This window comes from Amycolatopsis sp. NPDC102522, from assembly GCF_055584485.1.
This window is the reverse complement of sequence record NZ_JBVJLY010000001.1, coordinates 569417-583529: the sequence shown is the minus strand read 5'-3', so window position 1 is coordinate 583529 and position 14113 is coordinate 569417. Positions and strand designations below refer to the sequence as shown.

The 14113-nt window shown below is 68.8% G+C and carries 13 protein-coding genes; 8 read left to right on the top strand and 5 right to left on the bottom strand.

What is annotated here, in order from left to right:
- Positions 1-267: 267 nt before the first annotated feature.
- Both ACZ6YV_RS02515 and ACZ6YV_RS02510 read right to left on the bottom strand, forming a co-directional pair.
- Entirely contained in the window at positions 268-906 is a 639-nt protein-coding gene (locus tag ACZ6YV_RS02515; protein ID WP_378246181.1) for an HNH endonuclease family protein, read from the bottom strand.
- A gap of 192 nt (positions 907-1098) precedes the next feature.
- Positions 1099-1779, bottom strand: coding sequence for a hypothetical protein (locus ACZ6YV_RS02510; protein WP_378246183.1), 681 nt, complete (start codon positions 1777-1779; stop codon positions 1099-1101).
- Positions 1780-1834: 55 nt separating this feature from the next.
- On the opposite strand from ACZ6YV_RS02510, the gene ACZ6YV_RS02505 reads away from it, so the two are divergent.
- The 3 genes from ACZ6YV_RS02505 (at position 1835) to ACZ6YV_RS02495 (ending at position 5554) form a co-directional block, all read left to right on the top strand.
- Positions 1835-3121: an adenylosuccinate synthase gene (locus ACZ6YV_RS02505; RefSeq protein ID WP_465507963.1), complete on the top strand. Its 1287-nt coding sequence runs from the start codon at positions 1835-1837 to the stop codon at positions 3119-3121.
- A 124-nt stretch (positions 3122-3245) separates the two neighbouring features.
- Positions 3246-4181, top strand: a complete 936-nt coding sequence (locus ACZ6YV_RS02500) for an LLM class F420-dependent oxidoreductase (protein ID WP_465507962.1) — start codon at positions 3246-3248, stop codon at positions 4179-4181.
- A 149-nt stretch (positions 4182-4330) separates the two neighbouring features.
- The gene (locus ACZ6YV_RS02495) at positions 4331-5554 is read left to right on the top strand and encodes an MFS transporter (RefSeq protein ID WP_465507961.1); all 1224 of its coding nucleotides are present in this window, start codon (positions 4331-4333) and stop codon (positions 5552-5554) included.
- Here the strand turns inward: ACZ6YV_RS02495 and ACZ6YV_RS02490 are convergent.
- Both ACZ6YV_RS02490 and ACZ6YV_RS02485 read right to left on the bottom strand, forming a co-directional pair.
- Entirely contained in the window at positions 5538-7073 is a 1536-nt protein-coding gene (locus tag ACZ6YV_RS02490) for an amino acid permease (protein ID WP_465507960.1), read from the bottom strand. The two genes, ACZ6YV_RS02495 and ACZ6YV_RS02490, sit on opposite strands and share 17 nt — an antisense overlap.
- Before the next feature lie 174 nt (positions 7074-7247).
- Positions 7248-8366 (bottom strand): glycerophosphodiester phosphodiesterase, encoded by a 1119-nt coding sequence (locus ACZ6YV_RS02485; RefSeq protein WP_465507959.1) that lies wholly within the window; start codon positions 8364-8366, stop codon positions 7248-7250.
- Between the two features lie 176 nt (positions 8367-8542).
- On the opposite strand from ACZ6YV_RS02485, the gene purD reads away from it, so the two are divergent.
- The 5 genes from purD to ACZ6YV_RS02460 all read left to right on the top strand — a co-directional run bounded on the left by purD (position 8543) and on the right by ACZ6YV_RS02460 (position 13383).
- A complete protein-coding gene (gene purD / locus ACZ6YV_RS02480) occupies positions 8543-9805 on the top strand; it encodes a phosphoribosylamine--glycine ligase (protein WP_378246195.1) in 1263 nt (420 codons plus the stop codon).
- Positions 9806-9930: 125 nt separating this feature from the next.
- Positions 9931-10317, top strand: coding sequence for a type VII secretion target (locus tag ACZ6YV_RS02475; protein ID WP_378246197.1), 387 nt, complete (start codon positions 9931-9933; stop codon positions 10315-10317).
- The gene (locus ACZ6YV_RS02470; protein WP_465507958.1) at positions 10268-10909 is read left to right on the top strand and encodes a DUF3558 domain-containing protein; all 642 of its coding nucleotides are present in this window, start codon (positions 10268-10270) and stop codon (positions 10907-10909) included. Before ACZ6YV_RS02475 ends, ACZ6YV_RS02470 begins: the two co-directional genes overlap by 50 nt.
- Positions 10910-10919: 10 nt before the next feature.
- Complete coding sequence (locus ACZ6YV_RS02465) at positions 10920-12608, top strand: hypothetical protein (RefSeq protein WP_465507957.1); 1689 nt, start codon at positions 10920-10922, stop codon at positions 12606-12608.
- A 4-nt stretch (positions 12609-12612) separates the two neighbouring features.
- Positions 12613-13383 (top strand): ESX secretion-associated protein EspG, encoded by a 771-nt coding sequence (locus ACZ6YV_RS02460; RefSeq protein WP_378246203.1) that lies wholly within the window; start codon positions 12613-12615, stop codon positions 13381-13383.
- 1 nt (position 13384) lies between these two features.
- Here the strand turns inward: ACZ6YV_RS02460 and ACZ6YV_RS02455 are convergent, their stop codons facing one another.
- Positions 13385-14002, bottom strand: a complete 618-nt coding sequence (locus ACZ6YV_RS02455) for a hypothetical protein (RefSeq protein WP_465507956.1) — start codon at positions 14000-14002, stop codon at positions 13385-13387.
- Between the last annotated feature and the right edge of the window lie 111 nt (positions 14003-14113).

The following is a 14113-nucleotide window of genomic DNA, read 5'->3' as shown; positions in this document are numbered from 1 at the left end:
GCGGACCGGTATTTGCCTACTTGCCGCCGACCTGCGCGAAGGTGGCGATTCAGGAGTGCTGGGGTCGACGATGGAGGAATCGGGACGTTCAGTGTCCCGATTCCTCCATCATCGCGACGAAGACACCGGCTCCCAGTGGGTAGGCGAACACGAATCCGTTAGAACGGCACATGCCACTCACGACCAGCCGCACCGACCCCGCACCGCCACTCCGATGTCGCGAACCCGCGCTCACCCCGCTGTCACCGGCCACGGACAGGCCGAGTTTCAGCAGCGGTTGAGCATGTCCGTCAGCGCGGTCTTCTCCGCCGACTTGATGGTGAGCTTGTACTTGGTCTTCACCGTGGTCCACATCTTCGCGTAGGTGCACCAGTAGCCGGTGGACGGCGGCTTCCAGGCGTCCGGCGACTTGTCGCCCTTCTCCTGGTTGACGTTGTCGGTGACGGCGATCAGCTGCGGCGCGCTGAGGTCGTTCGCGAACGCCTGCCGCTGCGCGGTGGTCCACGAAGAAGCCCCGGTGCGCCACGCGGCCGAAAGCGGGACGACGTGGTCGATGTCCAAATCGGACGCGGCGGTCCAGGTGGCGTCGTCGTACGGGCTGAACCACTTGCCGGAGACGGCGGCGCAACTGCTGTCCTGCTGGACGTTCGTGCCATCCCGCTTGAGCACGACCTCGCGGGTGTTGCAGCTGTTGCCCTGATCGGCCCAGTGCGGGAACTTGTCGCGGCTGTACCCGCTCGACGAGCCGTCCGGCTTGACGGTCAGCGCGGCGAGCTGGCTCTTGGCGGTCGCGGTCGAGGGGATGCCCGGGGGTGTCGCTTCGGCGACGCCGACGACGCCTGCCGAGACGATCGCCGAAACGGCGAGAACGGTGAAGGAGCGACGAACAGCAAGCGCAGTTGGCATATTGCTGCCTCCGTGTCAGGTTTGGGGACCTGGTCACCATGAGGCACGGATATGACCCACGCAACACCATCGGATGACACTCTGCTGGCTATTCGTGAACGGAGGGTGTCACGAGCAGGTCGGACGCGGTGTACGCCGCCGAAAAAGTTTCGGAAAGTCCAGCTGATGGTTCTGGGCCGAACGGGCTAGCGGCTAGATCAGCCCGCGGACCAGCCGGAGATCCTCGGTGTGCCGGTACCAGGTCCATCGGCTCATCGCGCGCGGATGGACGACGCCGTCGCTGCTCGGGCGGGTCGGGATGCAGCCGAGCTGGAACGCCCGCGCGTACCGCGTCGACGGCCGTTTGAAGAGCGTCCCCTTGGTCACCCGGACCATCAGCCCCGGCCCGCTCGCGTCCGGCTCGACCTCGATCGAGCGCGCGGGCCCGCGCAGGGCGGTGTGCTCGTCGCAGTAGGCGACCCCGCGGATCATGCCGAGCGAGCCCCGGCCGACGAGCACGCCGCCGGTGTCGTCGCGGATCAGCGGTACCGGGTCGACCTCACCGCGCAACGCGAGCGCGAGGGCGCGCAACGGCTGGGTCGGCAGGCTCCAGATGCGGGCCACGTCGGAGTCCGGAGAGGACGGTACGAACCCGAGCGACACGCCGGTGAGCTGTTCTTTTCGTAACAGCCGGAGCGCGACCGCCGCGAGATCGGCGTCGGTGCCCGCGACCACCAGACGATCGTGTTCCCCCAGCAAGGGGTCGATATCCGCCTTGCCGGGACGGCTCGGGACGCGCACCATTTCGACGTCGTCGATCTCCGGGAGTGTGGGCTCGCCCTCTGGACAGACCACCACTATTCCGCGCACCCGAAGGCCCTCCGTTACGCTCATGCACCGGCATTTACCAGCGCCAAAACCATCAGTCGCCGAACACCTGGAGTGTCACATGCCGGCCATCGTGCTGATCGGGGCCCAATGGGGGGACGAGGGCAAGGGCAAGGCCACCGACCTGCTCGGCGACCGCGTCCAGTGGATCGTGCGTTACCAAGGCGGTAACAACGCGGGCCACACCGTAGTCCTTCCCGACGGGCAGAACTTCGCCCTCCACCTCATCCCGTCCGGGATCCTCACGCCGGGCGTCACCAACGTCATCGGCAACGGCGTCGTCATCGACCCGGGGGTGCTGCTCGACGAGCTCGCCGGGCTGGAGGAACGCGACGTCGACACCAGCAAACTGCTGATTTCCGCCGACGCGCATTTGATCATGCCGTACCACGTGGCGATCGATAAGGTCACCGAGCGTTACCTCGGCAGCCGCAAGATCGGCACCACCGGCCGCGGCATCGGCCCCTGCTACCAGGACAAGATCGCCCGTGTCGGCGTCCGCGTGCAGGACCTGCTCGACGAGAAGATCTTCCGGCAGAAGGTCGAATCGGCACTGGAGTTCAAGAACCAGGTGCTGGTCAAGGTCTACAACCGCAAGGCACTCGACGCCGACCAGGTCGCCGACGAGGTGCTGGCCGCGGGCGAGAAGTTCGCGCACCGCATCGCCGACACGCGCCTGCAGCTCAACCAGGCCCTCGAACGCGGCGAGACCGTGCTGCTCGAAGGCTCGCAGGGCACGCTGCTCGACGTCGACCACGGCACCTACCCGTTCGTGACGTCGTCGAACCCGACGTCCGGCGGCGCGAGCGCGGGTTCGGGCATCGGCCCGGGCAAGATCACCACCGTGCTGGGCATCCTCAAGGCCTACACCACCCGCGTCGGCTCCGGCCCGTTCCCGACCGAGCTGGACGACGAGTCCGGCGAGTACCTGCGCAAGCAGGGCGGCGAGTTCGGCGTCACCACCGGCCGCTCGCGGCGCACCGGCTGGTTCGACGCGGTCATCGCGCGCTACGCGGTGCGGGTCAACGGCATCACCGACTACTTCCTCACCAAGCTGGACGTGCTGTCCGGGCTGGAGAAGGTGCCGGTGTGCGTCGGCTACGAGGTCGACGGGGTCCGTACCTACGAGATGCCGATGACGCAGACCGACGTGCACCACGCGCTGCCGATCTACGAAGAGCTGCCGGGCTGGTTCGAGGACATCTCGGGCTGCCGCACCTTCGAGGAGCTGCCGGCGAACGCGCGGGCCTACGTCGAGCGGATCGAGGAGCTTTCGGGCGCCCGGGTCTCGGCGATCGGTGTCGGCCCGGGCCGGGAGCAGACGATCGTGCGGCACGAGTTCGTCTGACCTTCGGTCTCGGTCTCGTGAGTGGTCAGGACGGTTAGAACCGGCCTGGCCACTCACGAGCCCAGGCGTGATCCCAGCTGGTGAACGCCGAAATATCCCGTCGACAGCGCGGTTAGCGTTGAACATGACCATCGGAGTGGCACTCCCGTCCGGAGACACCGCGAACGCCGTCAACATCGTCGACGAACTCATCACGCAGACCCGGCAGGCCGCCGACGCGGGGCTGACGTCGGTCTGGTTCTCCCAGCAGATGGAGCACGACGCGATCACCGTCGCCGCGCTCGCCGGCCGCGCCGTCCCGGGGATCACCGTCGGGACCGGAGTCGTCCCGATCTACCCCCGGCATCCGCTGCTGATCACCGGCCTCGCCCAGACAGCGCAAGCCGCCACCGGCGGCCGGTTCGTCCTCGGCCTCGGAACCGGCGCGAAGAACTGGCTCGAACCGGCGTACGGCATCGAGTACCCGTCGCCGATCAAGCACCTTCGCGAGTACCTCACGATCCTCCGTGAGGTACTCGGAGGCGGCGAAGTCGACTTCCACGGCGAGACCGTCAGGGCACACGCCAAGGGCTTCGCGGCTTCGCTCACTGTCGCGGGCTCCTCGGACATCCCGCTGATCATCGCCGCGATGGGACGGCAGGCGCTGCGCGTCACCGGCGAACTCGCCGACGGCACGATCCCGTTCCTCGCCGGGCCGAAAGCCCTGTCCGAGCTGATCGTCCCGGAGATCACCAAGGCCGCCGCCGGCCGTCCGGCGCCGCGGATCATCGCGATGGTCCCGGTCGTCGTGACCGACGATCCCGACGCCATCCGCGCGACGGTCGACAAGCAGTACGCCTTCTTCCGCGACATCCCCTCCTATCGCGCGGTCTTCGACGCCCAGGGCGTGGATTCCGCCGGAGAACTGGTGATCGCCGGGGACGAGGCGACCGTCGCCGCCGAGATCCAGCGGTACTTCGACGCCGGGGCGACCGAGGTCGTCGCGACGCAGAGCGGTATCCGGACCAGCGAAGAGCGGCTCCGCACCTGGCACGTCCTCGGAGACCTCGCCAAGCGCTAACCCGCCACCCCGCGAGTGTCATGAAAGGGGTGTTCAGGACGAAAAACGTCCTGAACACCCCTTTCATGACATCCAGGGGGCCAGTGGCCTTGCTCACAGCGTTCGGATTGTGCATACTCGTGCGCATAGCGAACAAGCTGGAGGTCCCCATGTCCCCTGCCGCGGCCCGTTCGTGGGTGGTCCCGCTCGCCTGGACGGCGGTACTGCTCGACGGATTCGACCTGGTCGTCCTGGGCACGGTGCTGCCCGCACTGCTCCGTGACCACGTCTGGGGGCTGACGCCGGGCACGGCGTCGGTGATCTCGACGGTCGGCCTGATCGGCATGACGATCGGCGCGCTGGCGATCGGCACGATCACCGACCTCATCGGCCGCCGGAAGGCGCTGATCATCGCGGTCACCGCCTTCTCGGCGTTCACCGCGCTCTGTGCGCTCTCGCCGTCGGCCTTCGTCTTCGGCCTGCTGCGTTTCCTCGCCGGGCTGGGCCTCGGCGGCTGCCTCCCGACGGCGATCGCGCTGGTCACCGAGTACGCCCGCAAGGGAAAGGGCGGCAGCGCGACCACCACGGTGATGACCGGCTACCACGTCGGCGCGGTGCTCACCGCCCTGCTCGGCATCTGGCTGATCCAGCCGCTCGGCTGGCGCGCGATGTTCGTCGCGGGCGCGCTGCCCGCGCTCGTCCTGGTGCCGCTGATGATCAAGTACCTGCCCGAATCCGAGTTCTTCGAGCGGGCGCGGGAGACGCAGGAGAAGTCGGCGGCGGACGTCGTCGGCGGGCTGTTCCGCGGCGGGCTCCTGCGCGCCACCATCGCGTTCTGGGTGACGTCGTTCATGGGACTGCTGCTGGTCTACGGGCTCAACACCTGGCTGCCGGAGATCATGCGCCAGGCCGGGTACCCGCTCGGCGCGGCGCTCGGACTGCTGCTCACGCTGAACCTCGGCGGCGTCGTCGGCCTCCTGATCGCGGGCCGGGTGGCGGACAAGGCCGGCGTGCGCCCGGCGGTGATCTTCTGGTTCCTCGGGGCGGCGGTGTTCCTGGCCCTGCTGAGCGTGAAACTGCCCGCGGTCGGCCTGTACGCGGCCGTCTTCCTCACCGGCGGGTTCGTGTTCAGCGCCCAGGTCCTCGTGTACGCCTACATCGGCAAGACGTATCCGGACGCCATGCGTGCCACCGGAATCGGCTGGGCGGCGGGTGTCGGCCGGGTCGGCGCGATCTGCGGCCCGATCCTCGGCGGCGCGCTGCTGAGCGCCGGGATCGCGTACCCGTGGGGTTTCTACGCGTTCGCCGGGGTCGGGGCGCTGGGCGCGGCCGCGGTGACCGGAGTCCGCGTCGGCCGCGCCCGGGAGGACAACACCGCTACCCCAGTTCCTTGAGTTCCCGTTCCACGGCGGCGAGCTCTGCCTCGGACCCCTGCACCTTCGGCCCCGTGAACCACTTGCGCGCCGAGGCGAACCACCACACCGCCGCACCACCGAGGACGACGAGGAAGGCGATCGGCGTGTAGTTGAAACTGTCGATGGTGATCGGCGATCCCTGCGGAAGCATGAACAGCACGAAGATGAAGCACACCCAGACGGTCGCGATGGTCCCGACGAGCTTGCCCCAGCGGCCGAGGTTCCACGGCCCGGGTTCGAAGTCGTCGCCCTTGCGCACCCGCAGGAACACCGGGATCACGTAGGCCACGTAAAGGCCGACGACCGCGATCGAGGTCACCGCCGCGTAGGCGGTCGCGCTCCACAGGTACGGCAGGGCGAGCAGGAGCGCGCCGCCCGCGGCCAGCCACACCGCGTTGGTCGGTGTCTGGGTGCGCTTGTTGATGCGGTGCCAGAACTTCGAACCCGGGATCGCGCCGTCACGGGCGAAGGCGTAGATCATCCGCGAGTTCGCGGTCACCGACGCCATCCCGCAGAACAGCTGTGCGCCGATGCAGATCAGCAGCAGGAACTTGCCGGTCGTCTCGCCGGTCGCGTCGATGAAGATCTGCGCGGGCGGCACCCCGGTCGCGGAGGCCGCGGCGCCGTCGTAGTCCTGGATGGCGAAGGTGAGGCCGATCAGCAGGACCCATCCGGCGACGAGCGAGACGAGGATCGAGTTGATGATGCCGCGCGGCCCGGCCTTCGCCGCGTTCTTGGTCTCCTCGGTCATATGCGCGGAGGCGTCGTAGCCGGTCAGCGTGTACTGCGCGACGAGGAGCCCCAGCAAGAAGACGTAGACCGGTGATGCCCAGCCCGTCTTGTTCACGAACTCGCCGAAGACGAACGAGGCGTCCTGGTGCTTGGCGGGCACGACGATCAGCACCCCGACGATGACCAGCACGCCCACCAGGTGCCACCACACGCTGATGCTGTTCAGCAGGGCCACGATCTTGACGCCGAAGGTGTTCAGCAGGCCGTGGATCACCAGGATGATCCCCAGCAGCAGGATCGTGTGGCCCGGCGTCGCCTCGAAGCCGAACTGCAGGTCGAGGAAGGCGTTGAGGAACAGCGCCGCGCCGAAATCGATGCCCGCGGTGACGGCGATCTGCCCGATGAGGTTGAACCAGCCGGTGAACCACGACCACGCCGCGCCGTTGCGCGGCGCGAGCTTCGCGGCCCAGTAGTAGAGGCCGCCCGCGGTCGGGTAGCTGGAGCAGACCTCGGCCATGCCCAGCCCGACCAGGATGACGAACAGGCCGACCAGCGGCCAGCCCCAGATCATCGCGGCGGGCCCGCCGGTCTTCATGCCGAACCCGTAGAGGGTCAGGCACCCGGAGAGGATCGAGATGATCGTGAAGGAGACGGCGAAGTTGGAGAAGGTCGACATCGTGCGCCGGAGTTCCTGCGCGTAGCCGAGCTGGTGGAGCCGGGCACTGTCTTCGTCGGCGGGTTCGGCCTGCTTGTCTGAGACATCCATCGGGCACCCACTTAAAAGGTATGCGGACAGACCATTGAGATCCGCCGAAATTAGGCCCGCCCACCTGCGGATGTCAAGGTCTCGTCAAGAAACCCATCCCGCCGGACGCAAGGAAAGGTCCTTTCCTGGCAAAATTTGCCAGGAAAGGACCTTTCCTTGCGCTTGAGACCGAGGTCAGCGCCCCCGGAAGGCCTTCACGGCCTCCAGCGCGGTGTCCGGCTGGTCCGAGAAGTACCCGTCGACACCCGCCTTGAGGAACGCCTCCTGCTCGGCGAACGCGTCGCCGTACTCGGCGAGGTTCGCCGACGAGCGCAGGTTCTGCGGGAGGAAGTTGTTCTCGTTGCGGAACGTGTACGGCCCGACCTTCAGCCCGGCCTTGTGCGCGTCGGCCACGAGAGCGGTCGGCTTGCCCAGCGCCCCGTTCACCACCGGGATGACCTGCGCCTTCTCCGGGCCCAGGTAGTCCGCGTACTTCGAGATCTCCTTCAGGCCCACAGGCGTGACGAGGTCCGCGTACGTCCGCGGGTCGCCCTTCGCGACGAAGTCGGCCGGAGCGCCGGTCGCCGAGGTCAGCTGCAGCAGCGGCACCCGCACCTGGCGCGAAAGCGCGATCAGGTTCGACACCTCGAACGACTGGATGATCACCGGCGCCTTCGGGTGGTTGAGCCCGTTGCGCTTGAGCAGCTCGACCAGCTTCGGCTCGGTCGGGTTCTTGATCGAGGAGAAGTACGTCGAGTGCTTGACCTCCGGGTACGTCCCCAGCTCACGGCGCAGTTCGCGGCCCAGCCGGCGCGTCAGGTCGAGCACCTCCTGGTAGGTGGCGATCTGGTAGCGGCCGTCGTAGAGCTTGTTGTTCGGCCGCAGCTGCGGGATCCGCTCGGTCGCGCGCAGGGTCTTCAGCTCGGCGAGGGTGAAGTCCTCGGTGAACCAGCCGGTGAACGACGCGCCGTCGATGACCTTCGTCGCCTTCCGGTTCGCGAACTCGGGGTGCTTCGCGACGTCGGTGGTCCCGCCGATCTCGTTCTCGTGCCGGGCGACCAGCTGGCCGTCCTTCGTGGGCACGAGGTCGACGTCGACCCAGTCGACGCCCTGACGGTAGGCGAGCTCATACGAGGCGAGCGTGTGCTCCGGGCGGTAGCCGGGAGCGCCGCGGTGTCCGACGATCACCGGCCCATCGTGGCCCTTGGCCAGCGCCGACACATCTCGGGCACCCGGCTCGGCGGCGCCGGCCAGCCCCGTGACGCTGAGTACGGCGAGTCCGGACAGGGCGAGCACGCCCAGGCGCTTTCGCATGGTGGGTAACCTCTTTCGCTTGAACTCGGGGTACCGCGCCACCCTTGACGCAGGAGGCGTCCGGACGGCGAAGACGGACCGGCGGAGCGCTGACCGCCGGGTGAACGCCGGATGGAACCACCCGCTCGAGGACGGCGACGTGTTCGGGCATCTCCGGCACGGTTACCCTGTGCGTCGTGCGCGTACTGGTAATCGGGTCCGGCGCCCGTGAGCATGCACTTGTCCTCGCGGTCGCGGAAGACCCTTCCGTCACCGCGCTGGCCTGTGCCCCGGGCAACGCCGGCACCTCTTCGGTGGCCGAGCAGCTCGGTGTCGAAGCGGCCGACCCCGAATCGGTCTCCGCCCTCGCCAAGCAGTGGCAGGCGGACCTGGTGGTGGTCGGTCCCGAGGTCCCGCTGGTGGCGGGCGTCGCCGACGCGGTCCGGAAGGCGGGCATCGCCTGCTTCGGCCCGTCCGCGTCCGCGGCCCGGATCGAAGGCTCGAAGGCGTTCGCGAAGGACGTCATGGCGGCCGCGAAGGTGCCGACGGCGCACTGCGAGATCGTCGACAACCCGGCGCGCCTCGACGCCGCGCTCGGCCGCTTCGGCCCCACCTGGGTGGTCAAGGACGACGGCCTCGCCGCGGGCAAGGGCGTCGTGGTCACCACGGACGTCGACGTCGCGCGCAAGCACGCCCTGATGCTGCTCGACGGCGGTCACCCGGTGCTCCTGGAGTCCTTCCTCGACGGCCCTGAGGCATCTCTCTTCTGCTTCGTCGACGGCCGCACGGTCGTCCCGCTGCTGCCCGCGCAGGACTTCAAGCGCGTCGGCGACGGCGACGCGGGCCCGAACACCGGCGGCATGGGTGCGTACGCGCCGTTGCCGTGGGCGCCGAAGGACCTGGTCGACGACGTCGTCGAGCGGATCGTCCAGCCCGTGGTCGACGAACTCGACAACCGCGGCGCCACCTTCTCCGGCCTGCTCTACGCCGGTCTCGCGCTGACCTCCGAGGGCCCACAGGTCATCGAGTTCAACTGCCGCTTCGGCGACCCGGAGACCCAGGTCGTCCTGGCGCTGCTGCGCAGCCCGCTCGGCAAGGTCCTGCACGCGACGGCCACCGGCAAGCTCGCCGATCTGCCGCCGCTGGACTGGGATTCCGGCGCGGCGGTCACCGTCGTGCTGGCCGCGGACGGCTACCCGGGCAAGCCCCGGACCGGCGACGTCATCACCGGCGGCGAGATCGAAGGCGTGCTCCACGCCGGCACCCGCCGTCGTGAAGACGGCGCCGTGGTCTCCTCCGGCGGCCGCGTGCTGTCGGTCGTCGGCACCGGCAAGAACCTGAAGGCCGCCCGCAAGGACGCCTACGCGACCGTCGAGAAGGTCCACCTGGCCGGCTCGCACCACCGCACCGACATCGCCCAGCTCGCCGCCAAGGGAGAGATCGCCACCCCGGTCTCGTGAATTCCGGACGGAACCGTTCCGGTCCTGGGTACGTCTAACCCGGTATTTCCTGCGAAGCTTAGGCGCTCGCTACATCGGCGTTGGTAGCCTCGGCGGGGCGGTTCGAGCTTTCCAAGGGGTGGGGAATGGCAGCATCGGGCAAGATCCAGGACCTCACGTCGGCGGTTCCGACGCCACCGTCGGTGGCCGACATCAGAGTGGATCCGTCGAAGCTGCTCGAAGTCGCGAAGATCGTCGAAGAGCAGGTCGACGCGCTGCAGGACAAGCTTCTGACGCGGCTCGACCAGCTGCGCATCGACACTCCGTCCAACGACACGGTGAGCGTGCACTCGACCAGTGTCTGGAACGAGCTCGTGGCCGACGGCGACCAGTCGTACGCCGCGCAGGTCAAGGCTTACGTGGCCGGGCTGCGGGGGCTGGTCAACCAGCTCCGCAAGGCGGCCAAGGAGTACAAGACCAGTGATGCGGACAAGGCCGCCGCGTTCGGGGACCGTGGTGTACACCGGGCGTAAGACCCGTGTGCTGGTCTCCGGCGGGGTGCTCACTCTCGTGCTGGCCGGATGCGCCACGGACACGGGTGGGCAGGCTTTCCCCAATGAACCGGCGCTGGCTTCGGCCACGCAGGGCGCCAAGGCGTCCGCGCTGCCCGCCAGGCCCTCCGAGCTGAGCCTGCAGGGCGTCGATCCGTGCGCCCTGGTCACCTCGCCGCAGCTCGACCAGCTCAAGATCAACAGCAAGCCGCGCGCGGCCGCCGAACCGATCGACGGCCCGACCTGCGTCTTCGACGCGGACGCCGCGGAGCCGTTCCACACCTACTACGTCCGCACGGTCACCGCGGACGTCGAAGAGTGGTTCACAGGCAAGCGCCGCAAGAACAGCATGACGACGGAACCGAAGGCGGTCGGCGGGTTTCCCGCGATCACGAACTACCGGGACGCCGGGAAGCCGAGCGATTGCGAAACGCTCGTCGGCGTCGCGAAAGGACAGACGCTGGCGGTGCGGGCCGTCACCGTCACCGCCGGCGCGTTCACCATGCCGCAGTTGTGCGAGATGTCCGCGCAGGCGGCCGATTTGGCTTTGCAGACCTTGAAAGCACGCAACTAGGGAGGGCGCCGTGAACGTTTCCGACCTCGCGGGCAGGCTCCGCGATCTCCGGTTCGACGGCTACACCGACACCGGGATCGCGACCGAGATCGAGCGCTTCCGCAGCGGCGACGGCACCGGCAGCATCGGCATCGCCGTCGACGCGCTGAAGTCCGTCGCGGGCGCGCTCGCCGACACCGACAAGACGCTGCGTGACGAGCTGGGCAAGCTCGGCGTGGAATGGCAGAGCGAGGCGGGTGGCGCCGCCGGCCAGGTGTTCACCGAGCAGGCGGGCTTCTCCCAGGACGCGAACTCGAAGGTCTCGCACTCCGCGGAGATGATCTTCGCCCAGGGTGAGGCCTTCAACCGGACGCTGCACAAGCTCCCGGATCCGGAGGTGGTCCGGAAGGGCGCCGGCGGGCTGACCCTCGGCGACATGGTGCTGAGCCTCATCGGGTTCGAGACCGACCACGCCAAGAGCGTCGGCGCCGCGAACGACGCGCGGGCGCAGGCGCAGGAGGCGTTGAACGACTACGCCAAGACGAGCGGCGAGAACCTGCTGACGACCGACACCCTGGCCGATCCGCAGGCGATGAACCTGACCCAGACCACGACCGCCGCCGGCGCGGGCGGTGGCCCAGGCCCGCTCGCTCTCGCGGGCACCGCCACCGATCTGACCCCGGACGGCAGCGTGCGGCCCGCGTCGGCCGCCGTCGAGTCGAAGTACGTGCCGCCGCCGCCCGTGCAGCCCGTCAGCAACCCGAAGGCGCCGTCCTACGACGCGCCGACCCCGGCCTACGGCGTCGCCATGGGCGGCGGGGTCGCCCGGAAGACCGGTGCGGCGGCGCCTCACGGCGGCGGCGCCACGGTCCCGGCGGCCTCCGCGCCGACCACGCCGTCCGGCACCTCCCGGCCCGCGCCCGCTCCGGGCAGCGGCTGGGTGACCCCGAACCGGCCCGGCCCGCAGCCCGAACCGGGCAGGCCGTCGTACCCGGTCACCGGCTCGCCCGCGTCCCCGCCGTTCATCCCGCCGGGTGCGCCGAACCTGCCTCCCGGCTCCACGAACATCCCGCCCGGCCAGACCACCGGGAGCCTGCCGCCGAACAGCACCACGTCGGCGCAGCCGGTGGTGGGAAAGTCGTTCGGCACCGGCGCCGACGGCGTTCTCGGCAAGGGCCCCGGCTCCAGCTCGGGCCCCGGCGTCTTCGGTGGTGTCGGCGGTGGCACCGGTGGTGGCACCGGTGGTGGCGACCAGGCGCTCGGCAAGGGCCGCTCGGTCGGCTCCGGACCGCAGGTACCGCTGGCCGCCGGCAACGAGTCCGGCCGGGGCTTCCCCGCCGTCCCGAAGATCGCCGGCCCGGCCGCCGGTGACCTGGGCGCCGGTGCGGCCGCGGTCGGCGCCGGTGTCGCGGGTGGCGCGCTGAGCGGCGACAAGGAACGCGACCGCCGTCCCCGCCAGGAAGGCGGCGTCGTCAAGCCGACCCGTCAGCTGCCGATCGGCGAGCTTCCCGAGGAAGAAGCCATGCGGCGCTCGGAGAAGATCGGCGCGAAGCAGCCGAAGGCCGAGTCGAAGTTCATGGAGCGCGCGGCCACTCAGGACGTCGAAGAGGACGCGGAGCACATCAGGCGCTACGGCGTCGACGACAAGGACCTGTTCACCGACGAGCGCATGGTGTCGCCCGACGTGATCGGTGACCATGGCAACCGGGAAGCGCGCTGAACCTGTGCCGAACGAAAACGGCAGCCTGGTGCTGTCCGCACTCGAGTTCGAGATGCTCTGGGAAGCCGAACGGCTGCCCCGCCGCCATGTCGCACTCGACGTGCCGAGCCCCGGAACGACCCATACGGAGCGGGCGGCACTGATCGAAGAGGCCTGGGAATCCCTGCGCGCGCGAGGTCTCGCGCGGGGACACCAGGCGTCGGGCGAGCTGGTCGACATGCTGAACCTGTTCGCCCACCCCCGGCTCGCGATCGACGTCTGGGTGTGGACCGACCGCGAGATCAAGGGCCAGGCGGTCAGCGTCGGCAACCAGGCGTTGCTCGGCGTGATCGACTCCGGTCAGGTGTGGCTGATCCCCGCCCGCGAAGGCTCCCTCGCCGAAGCCGCCGTCTCGGTCGCCGGTGACCTCGGCCCCGGCGTCGGCCAGTCGATCAGCATCCCGCACGACCTCCTCCGCGAGGCCGACGCCGCAGCCCGCGGCGACGCGAAAGCGATGGTCACCGCACTGGAAGACCTGGACGTGCCCCTGTGGCAGGCCCAGGAGGTGGCGGGCATGCTGCTCGGCCAGGAGGCGCGCGGCCAGTTCGGCATCGAACGCGCGGGCCGCGACGGCCGCCCCCGCCGCGCGGGCAACGTCGTCGCCTTCTACGACACGGACGCGGGGCGGTACCTGTTCCAGGTCGCGCGGAACCGGGACGGGCGGGATTGGGCGACCATCACCCCGGCGGACAACCAGCTGCTGGCGACGCGGATCCGGGAAGTCGCCGACTTCTGACTCAGGGCTTGGGAAGCTTGGCGGCCACGAGTTCGGCGAACTCCTCGGCTGTGCGGCACATCGGGCCAGGATCGGCGACCTCCTCTTCTGGCATGACACGTGCTTCGAGCTCTTCTGTGGTGAATTCGTCGATCTTGCGATGGGTCCAGGTGATCGTGCAGTCGTCCATCACTTTGGGGCCGTTGCGAGAGGCTTCATAGGCCGGCTTGCCCGCGATCTCGATCGGCTTCTGGCCGCTGGCGCGATAGTCCTCTCCCACGCCCCTGTTCAGTTTGAGATAGAAGCTGTTCTTCTTGCCGATCCAGCCGCGTTCTTGGAAGTTGTCGGCGAAAATCTCGAAGGGTTCTCGAGCGATCGACGTCATGTCCGCACTGGGCACGGTCTTGCAAAAGTCGATGGTCGAAGCGGAATCCGGGGACGCCGGGCGAAGCGAGGCCGAGCCGGAACGAATCTGGTCGAGGATCACCCCAAGGGCTTCGAGCGGAGTCTCGCAGCTGTCGCCGGAGTCTCGGGAAGCCGTGGTCGCGATTCCGAATCCGGGCATCGATTCGTTCACGGCGATGAGCTTGCAGCTCTTGCCGTCGAGGCGCTTGATGACCTCGGTTCCAAGCAGCTTCACTCGTTCATCGTCTTTGTAGATGAAAGATTCACGGCGAGATCTATTTCGATGCTGTGGCTCTTGGACTTGTCCGTCGTTTCGTAGATCGAGTGACCGCAGTGGTAGAGCCTG

What these genes read in the sequence shown, in the direction of transcription:
- ACZ6YV_RS02500 (WP_465507962.1), top strand. Translation starts at nt 3,246, where the DNA reads ATGACCATCGGAGTGGCACTCCCGTCCGGAGACACCGCGAACGCCGTC.
- ACZ6YV_RS02495 (WP_465507961.1), top strand. Translation starts at nt 4,331, where the DNA reads ATGTCCCCTGCCGCGGCCCGTTCGTGGGTGGTCCCGCTCGCCTGGACG.
- ACZ6YV_RS02485 (WP_465507959.1), bottom strand. Translation starts at nt 8,366, where the DNA reads ATGCGAAAGCGCCTGGGCGTGCTCGCCCTGTCCGGACTCGCCGTACTC.
- ACZ6YV_RS02515 (WP_378246181.1), bottom strand. Translation starts at nt 906, where the DNA reads ATGCCAACTGCGCTTGCTGTTCGTCGCTCCTTCACCGTTCTCGCCGTT.
- ACZ6YV_RS02475 (WP_378246197.1), top strand. Translation starts at nt 9,931, where the DNA reads ATGGCAGCATCGGGCAAGATCCAGGACCTCACGTCGGCGGTTCCGACG.
- ACZ6YV_RS02470 (WP_465507958.1), top strand. Translation starts at nt 10,268, where the DNA reads ATGCGGACAAGGCCGCCGCGTTCGGGGACCGTGGTGTACACCGGGCGT.
- ACZ6YV_RS02505 (WP_465507963.1), top strand. Translation starts at nt 1,835, where the DNA reads ATGCCGGCCATCGTGCTGATCGGGGCCCAATGGGGGGACGAGGGCAAG.
- ACZ6YV_RS02490 (WP_465507960.1), bottom strand. Translation starts at nt 7,073, where the DNA reads ATGGATGTCTCAGACAAGCAGGCCGAACCCGCCGACGAAGACAGTGCC.
- ACZ6YV_RS02510 (WP_378246183.1), bottom strand. Translation starts at nt 1,779, where the DNA reads ATGAGCGTAACGGAGGGCCTTCGGGTGCGCGGAATAGTGGTGGTCTGT.